Genomic DNA, 20,315 nt, shown 5'->3' with positions numbered 1-20,315 from the left:
ACACGAAAGCGCTGCGCTTCTGCTGGAAAGTGTCGCCGTAGATAGGAATGAATAGAAAGCCGCGTCGATCACTGGCAGCTAAGCAGAAGTCCTCCCACACCTCATAATATGAAGTGGTATCCATACCCGACAGATTGATCTTCCAAGTCGGCTTCGTGAGGAACTTCCTCAGATAGCTCTGGCCTTGATTTTCGTATGAGACTTCCGCGCCTACGTCGATGCCATCCCATTCAACAGCGGTGCCAAGGATCAGATTGCTCACTTGAACATAACCCGCTGGGTTGCCGGTCGATGTTATTTCAATGTGGATAACTGTGTGGGTAACTGCGCTGCTCAGTCGAAATACCACCATGCCGCCGGTTGCCTTCGCTACACCTGAATAAGCCGGAATAGTTTGGTCGATTGCTGGTGCGGTCGTGACTGTCGTGGTGTCATTGGCAGCACGAATGCGGATTGTATCGGTTGCGCGCAAGTTCGTTCCCACAAGCGCAATCGTATCCCAAGCGCCGGTCTGCGACAGCACGAGATTTACCCCTGTCACCCCCGTGGAGCGCCATACAAGCGCCTTCTCGTCGTGTAGCATGTTGGACGCGCTCGTAGCGGTGGCCGTGCTGCTGGGCGCGATAGACACGCTCTTGGGCAGGACGAAAACTGTTCCCCTGTCGATCATCCTCGCACCTCCACGGTTGAGATGCCCTCGTTGAAGTCGATTGATGTGCTGATGCCCTTCATGGGTTCATCGACCGCATCATGGTCTGCGACCACTTGCCAGAGGGGAGGGCCATCAATGAAGAAGTCCAGCCAGAGCAAACCCTCAATCTGATGCTCAAACAGGCGGGGATGCTCATTTTCGGCGAGTATCTTATCCGCAAGCGCTTCGGCTGTTGCCTCATTAAGTGAAGTGCTGATGTCGATATGACCGTACGCATCCGGTGTGGACCGCAGGCGCGCAGCATTTTTGAGGTAAGACCTCATAGGAGTATCGCTACCGATATTCCTGTGAGATCGGGTTTACGCTGCTGGCAAATCAGGCCGCCTGAGCGGTATCGATCTTTTCGCGCAGGTGTTTCCAGGTCCATGGCAGCAACTCATGGAGGCGGTTCTGGGATATGTCAGCGATCCGCGTGAGCACGTCGGTTAGCCAGAGAGGGGATCGACATCGTTGAGTTTGCAAGTGGCGATGAGGGTGTACATCATTGCGGCGCGCTCACCGCCACGGTCAGAACCGACGAACAACCAAGCTTTTCTTCCTCTTGCAATGGCTCTCAGGGCGCGTTCGGCGGCGTTGTTCGTGAGACATATCCGGCCATCTTCGAGGAATGCGGTAAAAGCGGGCCATGCGTTGAGCATGTAATCCATCTTTTTGCCGACTGCGTCCTTAGAGGAGAGCAGCCCGCGCTGTTCACGCATCCAGTCACCCAGCTCCGCGACCAGCGGGGCTGACAGGATTTGGCGCACGGCATGCCGTTCGGCGGCAGGACTGCCGTTGATATCGCGCTCGATAGCGAAGATGCGGTCGATGCGCTGTACGGCCTCAATCGCAAGTGGCGAGATGACGACACGCTTGCCAGGTTTACGCTTCAGCTGGGTGGCGATGTCGGCAAGTTCGAAGAAGTATCGCCTCGCATGGGCCCAACAGGCAGCGTGGGTAATCGTCCCTTCGGCCCGACCGGGGTCATAAAGCGCGTTATAGCCGGCATAATTGTCGGCTTGAAGGATGCCCCGATAGCCAGTGAGATGCCCCCGGCTGTGCTCGCCCTTGCGGTCCCTAGAATAGTAGAACAGTGCCGCCGGTGCCCGCCCACCTGCAAACGGCGCATCATCGCAGACATAAGTCCACATCCGGGCGATGTCGGTCTTGTACTTTGCCAGGCGCGGCACGGTGGTGTCGTCGCCGTGGAGGCGCCCGGCACCGAGCGTGTGCGCTTCGAGCAGCAGAAAAACCGGCTTCACAGCGGCAGCGATCGCACCGATCTGATCGGCAAGCGTCGAAAGGCTGAGCGGGATGCCCTGGCTCTCGAGGCGATCGCGCTGGCTATTGAGTGGCTGGTGCAGCCCGAACTTGTTGAACGCAAGGCATGCGAGGAAATGCGGGCCAAACATGGCGCGCGGCGTGACGTGAAACGGCGCTGGCGGCTGCGTGATGGTCTGGCACGATCTGCAGGAAAAGCGCTCGCGCACGGTCTCGATGATCTTGTGCTGGGCAGGCACAGTCTCAAGCGCACGAATGACGCTCTCGCCAAGCTTGCTCAGGTTATCCGAACCGCAGCAAGGACAGTTCTTCTCGGCGGGAATAACGACCCGCTCGACGGGAAGACCTGGCGGAAACTCCCGGCGCGTTTGACGCTTGCGTGTGAAGGCTTCGACAGTGGTCGTTTTTGCAGCTGCCTGCTGCGCAGCGATCTCATCTTCGGTTGCAGTGGCCTCTAGCTCTTCGAACTCGAGTTCCATCTGGTCGATCAGGCGGCGCGAACGCTCCGAAGATGGTCCGTGCAGCGCGCGACGCATCTTCTCGTTTTGCAGCTCAAGATGGGCGTTGCGGGCGATCAGATCAGCGTTGATTGCCAGGACGCGGGCGGCATTGGCCTCTGCCTCGACGGCGCGCAGATCCGCGCGGGCAACGGCCTCGCGCAGGTCTTGCATATCGCGGGCCGAGAGCGTCTCCATCGCCGGAATCCCTAGCAGAATCGGCCCTGAGCCCGAAGGAAAATCGCCAGAAAAATGCTACCCAACTTTGCTCGGACGCCAGGCTTTCTGCGGGTTGCGCCAGTCAATGCCCTCTAGCAGGCAGGCCAGTGCCGAGGCCGAAATCGGCACCGTACCGTCCTTCGCAGAAGGCCAAACAAAAACGCCCCTTCTCGAGCCGTTTTGCATATAACGACATGCCGAAATCGTCGTGCCACAAAATCTTGATCAATGATCCGCTGCGCCCCCGGAAAATGTACAGATCCCCTTGATGAGGATCACGCTTCAGACTTTCCTGAACCTGCAGCGCCAGACCGCGCATGCCACGTCGCATGTCTGTGTGACCCAGCGCGATCCAGATCTTCGCATCGCTCGGCACGGGGATCATCCTTCAAGCCCCGCCAGCACCCGAAGCAGCGCGGCGACATCGACGTCGCGGTCGACGATGATCCGGCGGCCATTGCCGCAAACAATCTCCATCTGGCCGCGTGACGACGGAACTGGGCAATCAGGGGTCACAACCACCGGCGCAAAGCCGGATATCCCTCTGGAAATCTGCGGAAATAGCCGTCTGCGCCAATCATAGATCTGGGATGGATCAACATCATGGCGCCGCGCTACCGTCAAAACTGAAACGCCGCGCTGAAACGCCTCCTCTACGATCCGTTGCTTTGCGTCATCGGTCCAACGCCTACGCCGGCCCGTCTCCAATACATCCAGGCGACGAACGCCCGGAAACACATCGCTGATTATCTCATCCATGCCCGCGCAATGCGCCGGCTACATCCGACCGACAATGCGGCCGCTACCGGCTTGCGATTACCCACAAGTATTTGAATCGCTTGCGTGTCTCCGAGAGAAAATTGTTGAATCGGATGAATCAGTTGTGATTCATTCACGAGCACCGTGATTGTGTTCGTGAGGTGCGCGATGCAGGCCGAAAGCGAAAAACTGCTGCCTTTGGGTGACCACTGGTCGCGCAGCGAGGTCGATGAAACAGCTTTCAGAGATGCTCGTCTCGGGCGCCGGTTCGGCGATTTGCTTCGCCGCCTGAGCGACAGAATGGGAGGATCAATTCCTCTGGCCTGTCAGGACTGGGCGAGCACCAAAGCCGCATATCGGTTCTTTTCCAACCCAAAGGTCGAGGAAGGGGACATCCTTGCAGGCCATATCGAGGCGACGAAGGCGCGGTATGCCGCATCTGACGGACCGATCTTGGTGCTTCAGGATACGACAGAGTTCACCTATCAGCGGCGGAACCCGCACGACATCGGTTTCACCAAAAGCGTCAACAGTGGTCGCGACAAGAGTGGTCGGCTCCGCCATCATGCGGTTTGCGGAATACTTATGCATTCCAGCCTCGTTGTCACGGATGAGGGACTGCCCCTCGGCCTGGCCGCGGTCAAATTCTGGAACCGCGATAAGTTCAAGGGTACTGCCCAGCTCAAGCGGAGAATAAACCCGACGCGGGTTCCGATCGAAGCGAAGGAGAGCGTTCGTTGGCTCGATAATCTTCGCCAGTCAGTCGCTCTGTTGGGGCAGCCGGATCGGTGTGTCCATGTCGGCGATCGAGAGAGCGACATTTACGAACTCTATTGCCTCGCCAAAGATCTCGGCACTCACTTCGTCGTCCGCACCGTTGTCGACAGGCTCGCTGGCAACGGCGATCACACCGTGAAAATCGAAATGCAAGAGGCTCCAAGCGCGGGCATGCATAGCATCGAAGTGAGGGTCGATAATGACACGGTCGAACGTGTAACCCTTGATATACGGTACAAACGAATCCACGTCTGCCCGCCGATCGGGAAGCAAAAACGCTACCCGGCGCTCGATCTGACGGTGATCCATGCGTCGGAAGTCGGTGTCCCATTGGGCCGGAAGCCGATACTGTGGAAGCTCGTCACCGATCTGGAAGTTGCCGACCTCGACGCAGCGATCGAGAAAATACGTTGGTATTCGACGCGCTGGAAGATCGAAGTTTTTCATAAGATTCTGAAGTCAGGATGTCGTGCTGAAGATGCCAAGCTTCGCACCGCCGATCGTTTAGCCAACCTTGTCGCGCTGTTTTGTATCGTCAGTTGGCGCGTGATGTGGATGACCATGATGGCACGTGCTGCCCCCGATGCCGATCCGGCGATCGCATTTACAGCAACGGAAATTGCAATCCTCGACCGCCTCGTTACCGATAGCGGGAACCGCCGAGCAAAGCCGGGAACGCTCCAGCTATATCTCACCAAATTGTCCCGCCTTGGCGGTTATCTTGCGCGGATGTCTGACCCCCCGCCTGGCAACACCGTTGTCTGGCGCGGCCTACGACGCCTCGTCGATATCCAAATAGGCGCGGAGCTTGCCACTTGTGGGTAATCGCAAGCCTGTGTAGCTGGCCTGTGTAGCTGGCCTGCGTTTCTCCCTCATCGGGTATTTCGTCCCGCGCCTGCCTTTCGATCCGGTAGAGCTGGTCGAAGAACTTGAGGGCCTGCGTGGGTGGACCTCGGAACTGGTGTTATCCACCCTGCAGGGACTGTCAGGATTTCCGTGTGTGGCCGGGCTTAATGGGTAACAAGGAGTCCCACTATGTCACGACGCAAAGAATCCGTTATTCCCAATGCGCTTCTCGACGAGCTTTTGGCCGGAGGCGCTGCCAGTGCGGCATTTGAACAAGGTGGCTTGCTGGATTCGCTGAAGAAGGCGCTGACGGAGCGCGCGTTAAACGCGGAGATGGATCACCATCTTGCGACAGGCGAAGGTGCCGGCAACACGCGCAACGGCTATGGCCGGAAGACCGTAATGACCGAGACCGGCAAGCTGGAGATTGATGTCCCGCGCGACCGCCAGTCTAGCTTCGACCCGCAGCTGATAGCCAAGTATCAGCGCCGCTTTCCGGGCTTCGATGAGAAGATTGTGTCGATGTATGCGCGGGGCATGAGCACGCGGGAGATCACCGGGCACCTGCGCGATCTGTACGGTATCGACGTATCGCCGGATCTGATCAGCACGGTGACCGATGCTGTCCTCGACGAAGTTGCCACCTGGCAGCAAAGGCCGCTCGACCCGGTTTATCCGTTGGTTTTCTTCGACGCGATCCGGGTCAAGATCCGCGATGAAGGCATGGTCCGCAACAAGGCGATCCATATCGCGCTGGGCGTCCGTGCTGATGGCACCAAGGAGGTTCTGGGCCTGTGGCTGGAGCAAAACGAAGGCGCCAAGTTCTGGCTGCGGGTGATGAACGAACTGCGGAACCGCGGCGTCGAAGATATCCTTCTCGCTGTCGTCGATGGCTTGAAGGGCTTCCCTGATGCGATCACCGCCGTGTTCCCGGAGGCAATTGTTCAAACGTGTTGGTGTGGACGGCCTCCAAACGGCATCACAATGTGCCAGATTGAGGTTGTTGCAAATCTCAAGGAGGAGACCGTCCGTGGAACACCTTATCCGAGTTGGCGTCGACACGTCAAAGCACGTTTACCAGTTGCATGGCGTCAACGCCGCCGAGAAGCCAATTTTACGCAAAAAGCTGCGTCGTACCGAGATGATGGCGTTTTTCGAGAAGCTGCCGCCAACGGTGATTGCAATTGAGGCGTGTGGGGCGTCTCACCATCTGGCGCGGCTCCTTACGTCGTACGGCCATGAAGTGAAGCTGATCGCGCCGCAGTTGGTGAAGCCCTATGTAAGCGCCGGGAAGAACGATGCGGCTGATGCTGAGGCTCTGTGTGAAGCAATGAGCCGACCCACGATGCGCTTTGTGCCCATGAAAAACTGCCGAGCAGCAGGCAGCGCTCATGCTGATCGCGTACGCGATCGGTTGATCCGCACCCGTACGCAGCTGGTCAACGCGATCCGCGGTTATGCAGCCGAGTTCGGGCTGATTGCTGCCCAAGGCAAGTGCCGGATCGTTACGCTGCTCGATCGTATCGCGATCGACCCAACTGTGCCGGCGCTTGCGCGAACGCTGTTTGCCGCGCAGGCGAAGGAATATTCTCAGCTTCAGGACCAAATCGAAGAGGTCGAAGCGGAGTTGGCGGCATGGCACCGCGCCAACGAATGCAGCCGACGCTTGGCGGAAATCCCCGGTGTCGGTCCAATCGGAGCGTCGCTCCTCATGATGAAAACGCCAGCGCCCGAGCTGTTTGCCTCAGGGCGACAATTTGCCGCCTGGATGGGCCTGACACCAAAGGACCATTCTACCGGCGGCAAGGTTCGGCTTGGCATTATAACACGCGCCGGGGACGAACTGCTGCGAAGTGTGCTGGTGGCCGGTGCGACCGCGCTTCTACGGCATGTTCGAGCAGGAAAGGGCAACAATGCAAACGCCTGGCTACTTGAACTGCTCAAGCGCAAGCCGCCAAAGCTCGTTGCCGTGGCGGTTGCGAACAAGATTGCGCGCATTGCCTGGAAGCTCATGGTGACCGGCGAGCGCTACCGGGCAAACAGTATTCCGCTACGCGAGGTAGCGGCATAGAGCTTGGCGAAACAAGGGTGCTGATGTGCAAGAACCCGTGTTGAGCTAAGGCCTGAACTTGCAATAGAATGCGCAGATGGGATCGATCATTCCGGGCGTGAGACACTCCGTACGATGCAATGGCTACTCAATGCCGGAAACGTGTTTGGAACTCATGTGGCGGAAACCATCTTGGCCCGCGGTCATTTGCGGCTGCACCTTTGAGGCCGGACATATGAACGCAAGCGATCGGTCATAGTCTGTTAAATCTATTGTAAGGCGGAGGCCGTCCACATATGCATTGTCCATCTGCTGCGCAACTCCATGGACTTCGTATCCTGGAAAGACCGCAAAGGGCTGGCAACCGCGCTCAAGGAGATTTACCGCGCCACAGATGCTGACGCTGCCGAAAAGGCGCTGACGGCGTTCGAGGCCAGTCCCTGGGGCCAGCGCTATCCCGCGATCGGCCAGAGCTGGCGGCGTGCCTGGGGTGAGGTCATCCCGTTCTTCGCCTTCCCAGACGACGTGCGGCGGATCATTTACACGACGAACGCGATCGAGGCGCTGAACTCGAAGCTCAGGCGCGCGGTCCGGGCCAGGGGCCACTTCCCCAGCGACGAAGCTGCCACCAAATTGCTCTATCTGATCTTGAACAGGTCGGAAAAAGAGTGGAAAATGCCGCCACGTGAGTGGACCATGGCCAAGGCCCAGTTCGCCGTAATCTTCGGTGAGCGCTTCATCAGGGCCATGGCGGCGTAATGTTCAACCGCCCGGCCGCACACGGAAATCCTGACAGTCCCACCCTGCAGCCTGCGCATTGAAGCAGGGATCAAACCGCAGCCAATGTCGAACCTGAACAGGTGCACGCCCAACAAGCGCAGCGATGCGAGGTATCCACCAACTGTTGATCTGCAAGGGACCAAGATCATAAGAGCCATTGCTGTTACGAACTTCAGCGCCAATCCAGCCCGCTTCCTGATCACGCAATCCCCAAAGCGTTTTCTCGAGCCAGGGCTGACCAAGCGAGGCTTGCCGAATACAGGCGGAGACGGGACGCGACAGCGCGCTGGCCGCATTGCGCCGAGCCGATGTCGTCGCTTGCGATGAAACAGGTGTGCGGATCGAAGGGTGCAATGCCTACCAGTGGGTATTCTGCTCGGCTGAGGCCATCGTCCATACCGCCGACTTTACCCGGGCAGGCCAAGTCGTGCGTGACATCATGAATGGCCACCAGCCCGACGTCTGGATATCTGACCGTTATACCGCCCAGCAAGGGCATGGCCGGCTGCACCAGACGTGTCTCGCCCACCTCGACCGAAAGGCCCGCTTTGTTGCCGAACATGGCAGCGATCTGACAGGCGTGCGTCTTCAGCTCTGGCTTGATCGTGCCTTCAGCCTCGCCCGAAGTATCGCCGAACTGGCCTCTTCCACCGTAAGAAGCCATAAGCGTAAGCTTGAGCGCGACCTCGGCGCCATCCTCGCCAGCGCGACCGATTGTCCGTTGGCCAGTGAACTGCTCGGCCAAATCCGCCGTGCCCGTGACCAATTGCTCACCTTCTGCGACTTTGCCGGAAAGGTCGATGCCACGAACAACGTGAGCGAGCGGGCGCTGAGGCCAAGCGTCATCCAGCGAAAAGTCACCAACGGCTATCGCGCCAAATGGGCTGCGGACGCGGAGGCCGCACTGCGGTCAACCGTCGACACCGCGCGCCTCACCGGACAACTGCCATTCCGCACCATCCTGGGCGCTATCTCCGCCTGAGCGACCCTACGAGGAGGTTGGTAGTTACTTCGAAAGTGTGGGGGTGGTGTACAATGCCATACTGATGACGGCAGTGCATAACAGCCTGGGGATGCCGTATGACGTCATCTGACCCTCCGGATAGCGGTTCCAGGCGTAGTGATCGAATTGGTCGGATCACTGTAAAGTGACAGCGCCGCAGCTGGGCCACCTTTGAGAAATGCAAAGAGCGCTCTCCCCGAATTGATCTCGGCGGCGGCGCTACGACTGACAGAAGTCCTGCTGTGCGGTTTGGTCCATCCAATGCGGCTCAGGGAGACTCTACACCCTCTGGTCTGGCGCGAAGTACTGAATTCAAATAGATACTCAGGCGGGACGGCAACTGCTAAGCGCTTTGCATGGGTCAGCTGAAGGGCAAATTTGGAGCGAAGCATGGGCAGTGACCTTATCGTTCGGGGCCATGGGAGGGTTCGGGTCGAGGTGCAGGAGAGTGATTTTCCCGGTTGATGCCGGTTTTCGGCGCTCTCCCTTCGGCGCGCGCATGGTCGGGAATGCCTGCGAGAAACCTGTCGAGCACCTGCGCGATGCTCCGGGCACCGTCGGCAAGATGCTCAGCCGCGCCACGGGGTGAGCGGTCACGATAGTGGTGTTGTCGATCGAGAGCCCAATCGCGCCGCTCGTTTCGGTCTCGCTCCTGCTCGGCCCTCAGACTTGCCAAATGGTCTTCCCGGCGTTTCGAAAAGGCATCTACGCGGTCAGTCTTCAACCGGCCCAACCCTTCCAACGAAGACGTCTTCTCTCCTGATTGGCGCTCAAGCTTGGCAATCAGTTCCTTGACGTTGTTGGTCCAGAGCCTGGCGCCGAATGCCGCGCGGGTGATAGCCGTGTAGAAATTCTGGGCGTTGACCAGCGGAGATTCGACGGGCGCTAGCACGAAAACGCGCGGATAGGTTTTGGACTGAGCGGAATAGACCGTCTCTGCATAACCATGATCCCAGGTCCGGTGTTCTGACAGATCAACCCGCTGCACGCGCCCATCTCGATCCCATCGTATCGTCGCTAAGGGGCCGTCAAGTTTCTCCACGGTGCCGCGCTCGGCATTGCGCAGACCAAGTTCGCGACTGACGAGCCGCCACTGGATACGGTCGCCCTCGGCGATTTCCCGTTCTTCAGGATTGAACACATTGATGTGACGGGCCCTTGTCGTCTGCGGATCCCAGCGTATGACGCGCCCCTGATCGTCGACAAAACGCACAACCTGGCGCCCATTGACCTCCCGGCCTAGTCCTGCGACGCGATAATCGGCGTGCTGTGCGATACCGTGGCCAGCGATGTCCCGATCAAAGCGCACCACCTGCCCCGCCCCGTAGAAGCGGGCCATATGCTTCTGGATATCGGTCAAGCCCGCCGGGGCCAGGATGGAAAACCGGCTGTCCTCGGCAGCCAGCCCATTCTCGTTTTTCAACACATCGCGAATCTTACTGTTGACGATCAGCCGGGTCGCATTGTCGAGAGCAAGGATATTGGTCCCTGTCCGTGATTCCGGCTTGAGCCGTATCCAGGCATTGACGACCTGCTCCGCCATCTTTTCATTGTCGTCGACGGTGTTGACGCTATCGAGCTTCGCCAATGCCTCGGCAAAGTTCCCCGTCCGCGCGGCTGTGACGGCGGCCTTGATTGATTTGGTTTCCTGCCGCACGGCGTGCGTCAACTCGACCGTTGGCAAGCCCAGCCTTCGCATCAACCAGAAGGGTTTACCCTGCTCGATTGCCCCTGTCTGTTTCTCGTCTCCAAGGAAAAGCAGCCGTGCGCCGGTTGTCCTGCTGATCTCCAGCATCCGCTGGGCCTGCCGGTTGCCGAGCTGCCCTGCTTCATCGAGAACCAGCACATGGCGGTCCGTGATCCCCTGCCCGCCGCGCGCGACGAAGCTGGCGACAGTATGAGACATGATGTTCGCCTTACTTCCCAGTTCCGCAGCGGCCGATGATGTGGGTGCTAATGCAATCAATGACGTTCCCGGCTCGGCCGCCTCAGCGAGAACTCTCACCAGCGTAGATTTTCCAGAACCGGCAACACCGTGAATCGCCGTGACCCGATCCCGCGTCAGCGCCGTCTCGACAAGTGCGCGCTGCTGCTGCGTGTTGAGCGACGTCCCGTCGAGCACGGCCAGCAAGCGATCGCTGGTGGCGATTGGACGCGCGTCATCAAGGCCAAGCGCGATATGCTGGGTCAATGCCAGCTCCAGACGCCACGACTTCCGGCTGGTGCGGCCACGGGTCAACAACCTGTCACCGGTCTGATCAGGGGTCGGCAGCAATTTGCGCAGGACCTCATGTGCTGCGATCCGGGGACGGATATGGTCGAGCCGGACTTCACCGACATAGGCAGCAAGACCAGTGCGCAATATATCGCCTAAATTGTTGACCGCCTCGGATGTCTCCAGTTGCCGCAAGCCGAAAAGAGCCGCACGCGACGCATCGCGTTCCGTGGGCGCCGGATGCTCCCCTTCCCGACCCCGCGCCAGCGCAGCAATCTCCTGCAGCGTTTCGAGACGCTGGCCTGTCCGCTGATGCCATTGCGCGCCGAGTTCTTCCTGGCTGATCTTAACCTTCGCCTTGCGGGTGGCGTAGAAGGAAGCACGCTGGGCTTTCTGTCCCACCAGACCATGCTCGCGCGCATGATCCTCGATCGCTTCGGCGCGCTGCGAGAATTGGTCAATCAGGTCCTTCGGCACGCCTTGTATCTCGAACAATCCGGAACGCGGATCAGCATCGATTTCGTAGCCCGCTTCGCGCAAGCCGAAAGCCAGCGCGTTGCGATAGATCTGCCCGGCCACGCGCTGTTCGCCATACATGACCCGGCTTTCGAGGCTTGCCATGGGATCGCCATTCTCGCGGTTCGTCATGTTGAGCACGACGAGATGCGTATGCAGATGCGGATCAAGTTCCCGGCTGCCATGCTCGGTAAAGCGAGCAACCAGGATCCGACCCGTTGTTTCATGAACAATCTTGCCCTCATCGCGGCGGCGCAACTGCGCCTGCTCCTCCAGATAGGAAATAGCTGCGGTCACCCCGTCCTCATGGGCGGCAAGCACGCGTTCGTCACCTGCCACCAGCCCCATGATCGAAACCGACTTTGGCGCATTGACCGCAAAATCCCAACCGGGGTGATGCTGAATTTCGCCATCCGCGCGGTGCCGCCCGAGTTGTTGATCGCCGACTTTTCCAGCAAGAAGGTCGCGCAGCAGCTTCGGATCAACAGCGCCGAAGAGGCCGAGATCGGCTGCAAGCTGCCCACTCCATGCAGACGGTTCATTGCCGCCCTTGGTGTAGTAATCGCCAACCGTGTAGTAGCGGGCGATATTGGCTGGTGTACCATGGAGACGTTGCGGCTGGATCATGCTGGCCTCGCCCGCTCACGCGGTCCGTCATCCCGGCCATGCTGGACAAGATCGGACCGGATTTCTCCCTGCCTGCCGGCAAGGATCGTCCAAAGGGTGCGGGCGGGCGCAGGAAGCTCGGCATTCTCGTCATTGAGCAATATATCTTCCACGCGCTGCGGGTCGATGTTCTGCGCTGGAAGCGTAAACAGTTCCGGCTGCGGTGGTGGCGTCGGGACGGATTCTGAAGATACCGAAGGCTTCGCTGGCTTGATCTCGCCATGTGTCGCCGGCGGAGATGACTGCGTGGCTTCCCGCTCCATCGCTTCGCGAACACGCGCTTCGGCGTGAGCGATGCGAACGAGCATCCCGGCCTTGTCGATCTGAATGGGGGGCGTCGTGCGTTCGAGGAAAGCTGGTCCCAACGATGGTACATTGTTGAACCGGCTATCGAACCTCACCACGGGCAAATTGCGGCCGAAGCGCAGGAAGCCCACCAGGTTTGGCAGGTTGGTGACCTCGGTCGACATGACCAGTGGCCGCGTCACCTGCATCCGCGACAGATTGACCCCATCGCGCATGTCGTTGACCCCATAGGACATGCCCTCGTTGGCTTCGACCTGTTCGACCTGACCAAGGTTGATCGAAACATGCTCGGCGGTATCGGTGTCGTTCGCGCGCAGCGCCACCCAGGTCGAGCAATAGCCAGTGATAGCGGCCGCATCGTCCTTGCCGTAGGTCGCCTTGAGCTGGGGATAGGACTGGAAGCCCAATATGCCGCACCCCCCATATTTGCGGGCACGGGCGAGAAAGTCCGAGAGCGACGGCAGCTTATGCAGCGTCGGCAGTTCATCGATCACGCAATAAAGCCGTCGGTCGCGATCGGGCGCCAGGCTCATGATCGCGCTGATTGCGATGTCGAGCCAGACGGTGATAAGCGGGCGTAGCGAGGGAAGCTGGTCGGCTTTCACTGTGATGAAGAGCCAGCTTCCATCAGCGCCCTTTTCCACCCAGTCTCGGATCGAGAAGCCGTCTTCGGTATCATCGAGATAGCCGAAGCTGCGCATGACCGATGCAAGTTCGGCCTGGATGCCGGCGGATGTCCGTTCGCCTTCGGTGCTGATGAAGGCGGCGGCATCAGTGCCGGTGACAAAGGCGGCGAGGTCCTTCAGTTTGGAGCGCAGCAGACGATCGAGCAGCACCGATACATAGGTATGTTTCTGGCGCGCCAGCTTGCGCATGACCGCAACCAGCGTGCCCCGCGCCGCCTTCGCCCAGAAGGGATCGCCATGCTTGTCGGGAATGGTCGATTCCGCGATCTGATCATAATGATAATCGCGTGGCACATCGACCCAGGGCGACCAGCGCGCCGCGCGTTGGTCGAGTGGGTTGAGCAACATGTCAGTGCCCTGCCGATAGAATTTCTCGACGAAGGTACCGGCGGTATCATAGACGATGGCGCGCCGACCCGATTTGCGGATGCCGTCGAGCATGCCGACGATGAGGTTTGTCTTTCCCGTGCCAGGCGCACCGCACAGCAGGATATGCTCAGGCTCATAGGCCTCAGGCACCGGCACATTGCCGATCACCAGAGGTCCCTTGGTCTGTCGCCATAGCGCACGTTTCACCTGGCGGATCGTGCCGAACCTTGCCCCTCGCAGATATTCGTTGGAGCCAAGGCCCCTACCCGTCCGGGTGAAGTAGAACCAGGCCCAGGCGAGCATAACAAGGGTGAACAGGCCAGAGAGCAGTGCGCCATGCAGCAGATAGACTTCAAATGCATGCATGGTCTTTTTCGCAAGGGTGGAGGCAACCAGCCAGTCCGCCGAGGTCCAGTAAGCCTGGCCTTCGGGGGTGCGAAACTGCACCGGATCATTGGTCCCGGCGGCCGCATCCACCTTGATCGTCGCCTCAGCCAGTTTGACCAGAACGAACCGCTCATACTCGGTCGATTTCTCGAACGCATACCAGAGTGTGCCGATGATCCAGATGATGAAACCCGCTAATATGGTCTGATAAAAGACCTGGGTCGTCATGCGGACATTGTGGACGATCGCCTGGCCACCGCGCGTCCAGGAGCCTAATGTGTCGTTGCGAAAGATGCTCATGGGATCTCCTCCCCGCCAAGCAGTCCGCGTTCGGCAAGGATCATTCGGGCTTGCGCCATGCCCTGTTCCAGCGCTTTGGGGGATTGCTGGCCGACGGACGTCGCGACAATCGATAGGATCTGGATCGACGTGGCGAGGATTTCATCCTGGGAGGAGAAAACATAGCGTTTGCGCTCATCGACCGCCTGTTCAAGGAGCTGACGGATGAACCCCGATAAGGACAGGTTCGCACCGAGCGCACGGCGCATCAAGGCGGCATGCAGCGATTCATCGAGGCGGAAATTAAGCTTGGGCAAGCGAAGGGTCTCCTTATCCAGAGACCTTCGAAAATATCATGAAGCGGTCGCATATTACCGGAATGGCAATATTGGCGCAAGCCGCCCTATCACCAGATTGATCCAGAGATTGAGCGCTGAGGATATGTGCCGACAGGAACAGGCTGAGCAGCTCAATCAGTTGCCTCTGATGATGATGGACGGCGGCGGCGTTCCGCCTGTCTCGTCGCGGTATCGACGGATTTCGCCGATCCCCAGTCTGATCTTCTTGGCTACAACGTCCGACATGCGCCGCACCTCACTGGGCGTATCGAGACCAGGGACGCCCTCCAGAAACTCGGCCAGCAAAATCGTGAGCATCTGACAGACTTCGGCTGAGCCGATATAGAGTGTGTCCCCCTTCCCCGCTTCCGGAGAGTGCTGCCTTTGCGCCGACACTTCGCAGATGGCCTTGACCACCGCCCGGCGGAGGTCGCTGATATATTCCTCGTTCAATTCCGTCATGGCGCTATCCTTTCTGCCGCGGCAAAAAGACCATGAATTCGGCCAGGATTCAACGGGCGGTGACCTGCCGTCACAGCATTCTGGGATCCGCAATGGCGTACGACGCGTATCACGAAATTCCCGAAGTCATTTCAATACGATATGTGGCCCCGTGTGAGCCCTGTGTTCCGCGTACGACAGCCCACCGGTTCGACGTGTGACATGTGATACAGACTTATCTCGATGTTTTCAGGGCATAATGCGCCCGCAGCACCCGTGCGTAGGGTCCATTACAATACGGCCTTGCGCCGTGCGTCCCGCCTTACGCAGCGCGCTCGCGCTGCGCAGCCTCGTGCCGGTAGGCGCGGGGCTACCTTTCTGCTGGTTTTCAGGGGTCGATATTGAGGTGGATCGAGGGGTAAATCTCATGGGCTTGTTCTCCCAGAATGTAAAAAAGGGGGACGTGCATCAGGGCCGGTCCCGCGAGCGGGATTACCTTCTTCAGGGGATTTAACGACAGGCTCATCGCCGCCTCGTCGGCGCGCCCTTCACCCCGCCAGTTCCGCAGTAAGGGGCAAGCCACTCTTGCTTTGGCCCGTCGAAATGGCAAAGTTGCGTGTGACGGGCAGGCCATCGGGGAAGGACGATGGAAATGCCAAAGATGACCGAAAGGGATCGGCTTGCCGATCTCGAAACACGTCAGCGTAAGCTGACGGAAGATCTGGAAACCGCCCGCCGCGCTCTGCGCGGCAAATATGCGGCCATGGTGAACGATGTGCCGATAGAAACCCTGACGGAGCGCGAGTTTCGCGAACTTCTGACACAGGCTATCCGGGTTGGCGGCAGCGCAGCGCTGACGGCCCTGAAAAAGTTGCCGCCAGTGACCTGACCCGCCGCGAAGCGGCAATCTGATGATAACCGGCAGGGGTGGAGCATAAGGAACCCAGTCCTGTCGGTATCGGAGCGCAGGATGACGATGCGGTCTTCCGGCGCAAATCAGATAATGATGAAGCATCCCCGGTCGCCACACCGACGGATATCGGCGAGACTTCACCTGCGCCGACCTTCCCCGATCACAATGCCACAGGAGGCATCCCTCGCCACTGCCCTCCCCTCCTCTGATCGTCACATTGGACGTTTCCGCGACGACCAGCCCTTCCAAACCGCACCCGAAGGGTGTCCCTGCGACGAGCACGGCGAAGCCGCGCGCAGGAGGCCGGGACCGCGCTGGCGGTTCCGCATCGCGTCCGCGACGGGCCCGCTTGCGGGTCCCTGAGCGGGGGCGAGTGCTGCGCTCGAAAAAAGAAATGAGGATCGGCCCGGTAAACCGGACCGATCCTCTTGAGGCATCATTGCGCCTCCCATTCCTGATCGCTCAGCCTCACAAACCGCGCCGGGATACGCTTCTCCCTGACCAGTCGCGCAAGGTGCGATTGCAATCCCGATCCTTCGCAGACCAGCGCTTCGACGGGACGTAATCCGACCATCTGCTCGTTGCGTACGAACCCCGCCCGTTTGCCAAGCTTTGCGCTGAGCCGGAATGTTATGAGCGTGATTTTGCGCGACGCTGCCCACGCTGCGGCCATGGCGTCGCACCCCTTGTCCTGCGCAGTCGTCGCCAGCACCATCATCGGATTTCGGGATTTGGCTTCGTCGAGCTTCTCCCAGATGAGGCGGTCGTCGAACCAGCATTCCGCGCCTCCTGAGAAGATCACGATGGGTCCCTGCGGGTTGTGCGCGTCGGTTCTGCGCTGGCGACGGGCGGCGAGGAAATCGGTGGCGGCAATCACCGACGCGGTGCGCTTGCTCGACACCAGCGAGCCCCTCGGCGCGGACCATGGCCGCCCGGTTTCGGCGTGAAAAACGTCGGCGGCATGGTCGCGCATGCACCGCAGCGCATCGGTAGCTTCGTCGAGATATTCAAGTTCGTAGCGTGCCTGCTCGAGTTCGACGCTGTGGATTTCGCTGCCATCGGCGCGACGCAGCAGGTCCTGAACCTGCCGTGTCGCCTTGTCGGCCTGGCCCTCCCACTGGTCGGCGACGTGATGAAAGCTGTTGACGATACCCCATGCCAGGCGTTGCGCGGCGGGTTCCAATCGCGTCTCCCGCAGGACATCGAAAAGTGTCGTGACGATCAGTTCGACGGCGAGCTGGGCTTCCCTCGGATCGGGCATATCGGTCGCCATCTCCTCACCGCCTCGCCCGATGCGGACACCATCGAGATCGGACGCGAAGGCGGTGTGGAAATCGTCGGTGGTGGCCGCTGTCTCCTGCGTGATGAATGTAGCAATGTCGGAAAATGTGCGGTCAGACTGGTTGATCTTCGTCATGTGAACCTCCTGTTGAAACGAAAGAGGTTCCCCCTTGGGCACGGGCCCCGAGCGGCGGGGTCAAGGATCGCGGAACGCGACCGGCGCAGCCGGCGATGGGGGTCACGATTTTTTGGGCGGCCACCATGGTCGAGTGAGAAGCGCGGCGCCTGAGCCGCCCCGAAAAATGGTGGGGCCCCGTCGTCCTTGAGGCCGACGCGGTCCCGTGCCACCCTTGGAATTCTTGAGAGAGAGAAGAGGCGTTGCGAATCTGGGGCTCGATGCCCCTGATTCGCAACTGGGTGCCTCCAGGCGCTGCCCTTGCGGGAGAGAGCTAGCCACGCTTGCCCTCATCGCCAGGGTTAGCATCTGTTCCATGAAAAAGGGGACAGCGCGCGTAGCGCTGTCCCCGAACGAAATGCGAACGATGTTATGTCAGGCGGCGCGGCGAAGTCGGCTGCGTTGGGGCGGAGAGACCTTTTCGACCGGCACCTGTTCGGCCTTGCGGAAGGCATGAATCGGAACACTGGCCTTGCGCAGGGCCTGATAAAGGTTGGCCTGAATACCCGATCCCTCACCCAGCAAGGCTTCGACGGGTTTCAGGTCCACAAGCTTGCGATTGCGGGCGAAGGGCGCACCGCGCCCCGACCCCGTCAGCGAATATGTCACAAGTTGCACCTCCCGATTGCCAGCCCAAGAGGCCACGATCGCGTCGAAGCCCTTGCGCTGCGCAGTCGTCACCAGCGTCATATGCGGGATACGTTCGAGGATCGTGTCGAGCCGATCCCAGAGCAATTGCCAGTCATGCCATTCCGCATGGCCTGAGGCGATAACGATCGGTCCACGGGGACGGTACCGCTCGCGTTCGGCCAGTTCCCGGGCGCGCAGGAAATCCTGTATCGACACCTGCGTAGCGGTAGCGGCCTTCGAGACGCGCGATCCACGCGCCGGCGACCAGGGACGACCCGATAGCACGTGGAAAGTTTCGGCGGCATAATCGCGCATACACTCGACCGCCTCGCGCTGTTCGGTCAGCGACTGGCACAGGAGCTGTTTCTCCTCCAGTTCGCTGTTGAAGACCTCGGAAGGCTCGATCCGCCGGATCATATCGCGCAGCTCATGAGCCAGCATGTCTTCCTGTCGTTCAAGCTTGCCAGCGACGAAGTGGAAGCTGTTGACCATGCCCCAGGCGATCTCGGACGCGAGCGCGTCCAGGCGGGTATCGGTCAAAAGATCGAAGATTGTGGCGATCACACCCGCGCAATCGGCCTGCGCGTGGAGCGGTTCGGGCATATCATGCTCGCCCGGCTCGTCGCCCGGCGCGATGATCGAAAGCGGGATGGGGTCGCCAAAGGCGCGTTTGAATTCCGGTGTCGCCGTCATCTGTGCAAACAGCGCCGGCAGGTCTGCAAAGTGGTTGATACTGTGCGAATGGTCGTGGGTCATGGGACTTCTCCTCATCATGGAAAGGGAAACAGGGGCGCGAACGCGCAAAAGCGTCCCGCCCCATTATGTCGATCAGTGCATGTTCGCCCGTACGCTGGCGAAAGCGGCTGAGCGCGTCAGGACGGCATCGACGATTTGCGCCGCATGGGGCGCAAAGGGCGTGCCTTCGAGCAGGTCATAGATAGCAGCGATGATCTCGCCGCATGTTACGCCGCCAGGTATCTCCGGCGAGCGGACCGCAAGCGTGTTTTGGGGTGCCAGCAGATCCCGGATAGCGGGACTGGCCATGATCGCGGCGCAGAGCGCCGAGAGATCGGACAGCGGCGCGATGTCATGAAAAGAAGGAAGCGGCATGGACTGTCTCCTCATGCGAAGAAAGGAAAAGGGCCGGGGRAGGCCTGACACCTCCCCGGCCGGAACGGGTTCCGATCAACGGGTGATCAGAACGGGTCCTCCTCGCCAAACGGCGCACCCGCACCGGCCAGYTCGCCGTCAGCCCCTGCGGTGCTGTCGCCGAAGCCGCCTTCGTCGCGCGAACCGCGATCGTCATAATTGGTGCGGCTGGTCCCCATGCTGCCCCCCGAAGTCGGAGCGCATGGYGTCGCGCCGCCATGCGACCATGTAGCCGCCATGATCGGCCGGGAAGAGCGCGATCGGCAGCGGTTCAGGGAGGCTGGGATCGTCGATATTGCCGGCAAGGAAGACCTCGCCGGTGCGCTTGGACGCAGCCTCCCACAGTGCGCCGACCTGAACCCAGCGACGCGCGACGTTGAGCGCAAGGATCTCGTAGACCGGAGCCTTCTCATTCTCGCTCATGACCTTGCGCAGCCCGATGCGCGGGAGATCGATCGTGCGAGTGGCGATCGAGCCCGTCAGGCGGCCGTTCTGATTGAAGATTTCACCGATGTTCATCGTCTTGACCTTTCGAATGTCGCTCGAAATCCATTTTCCGGCGACACCCTCCCCGTCCCTTCTCTCCTCTCTGTCCCGCCCTTGCCCCGCGCACCGCCCGCCCGGAGGACAGCGCTCCCCATCCTTCCCGCGCGACGCTCGCCCCTCCGCCACGCGCAGCCCTGCGACCGGCCCACAATTCAGCGCAAAACCCCGGCAGGACGGGTCGCCAATACAGCCCTGCCGGGGGCAGCGCTGGTGGATGGCGCGCGAGGCTGAAGGCGCGGTGGGGCTACGGTCGGGTGAATAGCGGTAGCGGTGCGCATGGTGAGATCATGCCGCCATCGCCAGCCAGCGATCCGGCCAGGCCGGCGGCCTTGTCGTCACCCGATAGGCCTGCAAGGGTACGATCCCGCGGATGACATAATGCGGGATGCCGGTGTCCCGCCGAAGATTGAGGGCGATTTTATAGGCGTGATCGAATGAGCATAAGCGGCGCCGGCAAGGTGACAACCGGGCGGGCAGATCGGACGAGGGCATCATGGCCTCCATGCTGGAATAGG

The 20,315-nt window shown here is 60.2% G+C and carries 18 protein-coding genes and 3 pseudogenes; 6 read left to right on the top strand and 15 right to left on the bottom strand.

Annotation, left to right across the window (positions count from 1 at the left end; all coding sequences use genetic code 11):
• The 6 genes from BF95_RS15580 to tnpA all read right to left on the bottom strand — a co-directional run.
• Positions 1-670: hypothetical protein (locus BF95_RS15580; RefSeq protein WP_043152382.1), on the bottom strand; the 670-nt coding region annotated here is incomplete at its 3' end.
• Positions 667-975 carry a hypothetical protein gene (locus tag BF95_RS15575; protein ID WP_043152380.1) on the bottom strand — a complete coding sequence of 103 codons (309 nt, stop codon included), beginning with the start codon at positions 973-975 and terminating at the stop codon, positions 667-669. The genes BF95_RS15580 and BF95_RS15575, both read right to left, overlap by 4 nt.
• Before the next feature lie 52 nt (positions 976-1,027).
• Positions 1,028-2,667 (bottom strand): IS66 family transposase gene (gene tnpC, locus BF95_RS15570; RefSeq protein WP_152542755.1). Its coding sequence is split into 2 segments (ribosomal slippage): positions 1,028-1,149 and positions 1,149-2,667, totalling 1,641 coding nucleotides; the frame shifts between segments, so codons are not numbered across the junction.
• Between the two features lie 57 nt (positions 2,668-2,724).
• On the bottom strand, positions 2,725-2,811 hold the full coding sequence (locus BF95_RS31120; protein ID WP_443018377.1) for a hypothetical protein: 87 nt from the start codon (positions 2,809-2,811) through the stop codon (positions 2,725-2,727).
• A complete protein-coding gene (gene tnpB / locus BF95_RS15565) occupies positions 2,771-3,064 on the bottom strand; it encodes an IS66 family insertion sequence element accessory protein TnpB (protein ID WP_235209791.1) in 294 nt (97 codons plus the stop codon). Before tnpB ends, BF95_RS31120 begins: the two co-directional genes overlap by 41 nt.
• 5 nt (positions 3,065-3,069) lie before the next feature.
• Positions 3,070-3,447 carry an IS66-like element accessory protein TnpA gene (tnpA, locus tag BF95_RS15560; RefSeq protein ID WP_043152377.1) on the bottom strand — a complete coding sequence of 126 codons (378 nt, stop codon included), beginning with the start codon at positions 3,445-3,447 and terminating at the stop codon, positions 3,070-3,072.
• Positions 3,448-3,615: 168 nt separating this feature from the next.
• Between tnpA and BF95_RS15555 the strand changes: the two genes are divergently transcribed.
• The 5 genes and pseudogenes from BF95_RS15555 (at position 3,616) to BF95_RS15535 (ending at position 8,882) form a co-directional block, all read left to right on the top strand.
• Positions 3,616-5,049 (top strand): IS4 family transposase, encoded by a 1,434-nt coding sequence (locus BF95_RS15555; protein WP_043152376.1) that lies wholly within the window; start codon positions 3,616-3,618, stop codon positions 5,047-5,049.
• 210 nt (positions 5,050-5,259) lie between these two features.
• Positions 5,260-6,024, top strand: a pseudogene (locus BF95_RS15550) (IS256 family transposase); the annotation flags it as partial.
• A gap of 76 nt (positions 6,025-6,100) precedes the next feature.
• Complete coding sequence (locus tag BF95_RS15545) at positions 6,101-7,141, top strand: IS110 family transposase (RefSeq protein WP_043152374.1); 1,041 nt, start codon at positions 6,101-6,103, stop codon at positions 7,139-7,141.
• A gap of 267 nt (positions 7,142-7,408) precedes the next feature.
• Positions 7,409-7,879 (top strand): annotated as a pseudogene (locus BF95_RS15540) (transposase); the annotation flags it as partial.
• Between the two features lie 355 nt (positions 7,880-8,234).
• Entirely contained in the window at positions 8,235-8,882 is a 648-nt protein-coding gene (locus BF95_RS15535) for an IS66 family transposase (protein WP_235209790.1), read from the top strand.
• A 424-nt stretch (positions 8,883-9,306) separates the two neighbouring features.
• On the opposite strand, the gene mobF is transcribed toward BF95_RS15535, so the two are convergent.
• The 4 genes from mobF to BF95_RS15515 form a co-directional block, all read right to left on the bottom strand.
• Positions 9,307-12,261 (bottom strand): MobF family relaxase, encoded by a 2,955-nt coding sequence (gene mobF / locus BF95_RS15530; protein ID WP_043152370.1) that lies wholly within the window; start codon positions 12,259-12,261, stop codon positions 9,307-9,309.
• A complete protein-coding gene (locus BF95_RS15525) occupies positions 12,258-14,348 on the bottom strand; it encodes a type IV secretion system DNA-binding domain-containing protein (protein ID WP_043152368.1) in 2,091 nt (696 codons plus the stop codon). Before BF95_RS15525 ends, mobF begins: the two co-directional genes overlap by 4 nt.
• Positions 14,345-14,644 (bottom strand): CopG family transcriptional regulator, encoded by a 300-nt coding sequence (locus BF95_RS15520; RefSeq protein ID WP_043152366.1) that lies wholly within the window; start codon positions 14,642-14,644, stop codon positions 14,345-14,347. Before BF95_RS15520 ends, BF95_RS15525 begins: the two co-directional genes overlap by 4 nt.
• A 156-nt stretch (positions 14,645-14,800) precedes the next feature.
• Positions 14,801-15,127, bottom strand: coding sequence for a hypothetical protein (locus BF95_RS15515; RefSeq protein WP_043152364.1), 327 nt, complete (start codon positions 15,125-15,127; stop codon positions 14,801-14,803).
• Positions 15,128-15,767: 640 nt separating this feature from the next.
• Between BF95_RS15515 and BF95_RS15505 the strand changes: the two genes are divergently transcribed.
• Positions 15,768-15,995 (top strand): hypothetical protein, encoded by a 228-nt coding sequence (locus BF95_RS15505; RefSeq protein ID WP_235209789.1) that lies wholly within the window; start codon positions 15,768-15,770, stop codon positions 15,993-15,995.
• Between the two features lie 460 nt (positions 15,996-16,455).
• Here BF95_RS15505 and BF95_RS15500 read toward each other — a convergent pair whose 3' ends face one another.
• The 5 genes and pseudogenes from BF95_RS15500 to BF95_RS15480 all read right to left on the bottom strand — a co-directional run bounded on the left by BF95_RS15500 (position 16,456) and on the right by BF95_RS15480 (position 20,304).
• Positions 16,456-17,436 carry a DUF2493 domain-containing protein gene (locus tag BF95_RS15500; protein ID WP_043152361.1) on the bottom strand — a complete coding sequence of 327 codons (981 nt, stop codon included), beginning with the start codon at positions 17,434-17,436 and terminating at the stop codon, positions 16,456-16,458.
• A gap of 414 nt (positions 17,437-17,850) precedes the next feature.
• Positions 17,851-18,861, bottom strand: coding sequence for a DUF2493 domain-containing protein (locus BF95_RS15495; RefSeq protein ID WP_043152360.1), 1,011 nt, complete (start codon positions 18,859-18,861; stop codon positions 17,851-17,853).
• A 72-nt stretch (positions 18,862-18,933) separates the two neighbouring features.
• Complete coding sequence (locus tag BF95_RS15490) at positions 18,934-19,215, bottom strand: hypothetical protein (protein ID WP_043152358.1); 282 nt, start codon at positions 19,213-19,215, stop codon at positions 18,934-18,936.
• An 86-nt stretch (positions 19,216-19,301) separates the two neighbouring features.
• Positions 19,302-19,773 (bottom strand): annotated as a pseudogene (locus BF95_RS15485) (DUF736 domain-containing protein).
• 312 nt (positions 19,774-20,085) lie between these two features.
• The gene (locus BF95_RS15480) at positions 20,086-20,304 is read right to left on the bottom strand and encodes a hypothetical protein (RefSeq protein WP_043152356.1); all 219 of its coding nucleotides are present in this window, start codon (positions 20,302-20,304) and stop codon (positions 20,086-20,088) included.
• Positions 20,305-20,315 lie beyond the last annotated feature (11 nt).

The organism is Sphingobium sp. Ant17 (assembly GCF_000588875.1).
Classification (GTDB): Bacteria; Pseudomonadota; Alphaproteobacteria; order Sphingomonadales; family Sphingomonadaceae; genus Sphingobium.
The sequence above is the reverse complement of the archived record's forward strand: the minus strand, read 5'-3'. Positions and strand labels throughout refer to the sequence as shown.

Excerpts from the sequence above, each read along its gene's own strand:
- BF95_RS15490 (WP_043152358.1), bottom strand. The coding sequence starts at position 19,215 with ATGCCGCTTCCTTCTTTTCATGACATCGCGCCGCTGTCCGATCTCTCG.
- BF95_RS15525 (WP_043152368.1), bottom strand. The coding sequence starts at position 14,348 with ATGAGCATCTTTCGCAACGACACATTAGGCTCCTGGACGCGCGGTGGC.
- tnpA (WP_043152377.1), bottom strand. The coding sequence starts at position 3,447 with ATGGATGAGATAATCAGCGATGTGTTTCCGGGCGTTCGTCGCCTGGAT.
- BF95_RS15500 (WP_043152361.1), bottom strand. The coding sequence starts at position 17,436 with ATGACGAAGATCAACCAGTCTGACCGCACATTTTCCGACATTGCTACA.
- BF95_RS15480 (WP_043152356.1), bottom strand. The coding sequence starts at position 20,304 with ATGGAGGCCATGATGCCCTCGTCCGATCTGCCCGCCCGGTTGTCACCT.
- BF95_RS15505 (WP_235209789.1), top strand. The coding sequence starts at position 15,768 with ATGACCGAAAGGGATCGGCTTGCCGATCTCGAAACACGTCAGCGTAAG.
- BF95_RS15515 (WP_043152364.1), bottom strand. The coding sequence starts at position 15,127 with ATGACGGAATTGAACGAGGAATATATCAGCGACCTCCGCCGGGCGGTG.
- mobF (WP_043152370.1), bottom strand. The coding sequence starts at position 12,261 with ATGATCCAGCCGCAACGTCTCCATGGTACACCAGCCAATATCGCCCGC.
- BF95_RS15495 (WP_043152360.1), bottom strand. The coding sequence starts at position 18,861 with ATGACCCACGACCATTCGCACAGTATCAACCACTTTGCAGACCTGCCG.
- BF95_RS15575 (WP_043152380.1), bottom strand. The coding sequence starts at position 975 with ATGAGGTCTTACCTCAAAAATGCTGCGCGCCTGCGGTCCACACCGGAT.
- BF95_RS15555 (WP_043152376.1), top strand. The coding sequence starts at position 3,616 with ATGCAGGCCGAAAGCGAAAAACTGCTGCCTTTGGGTGACCACTGGTCG.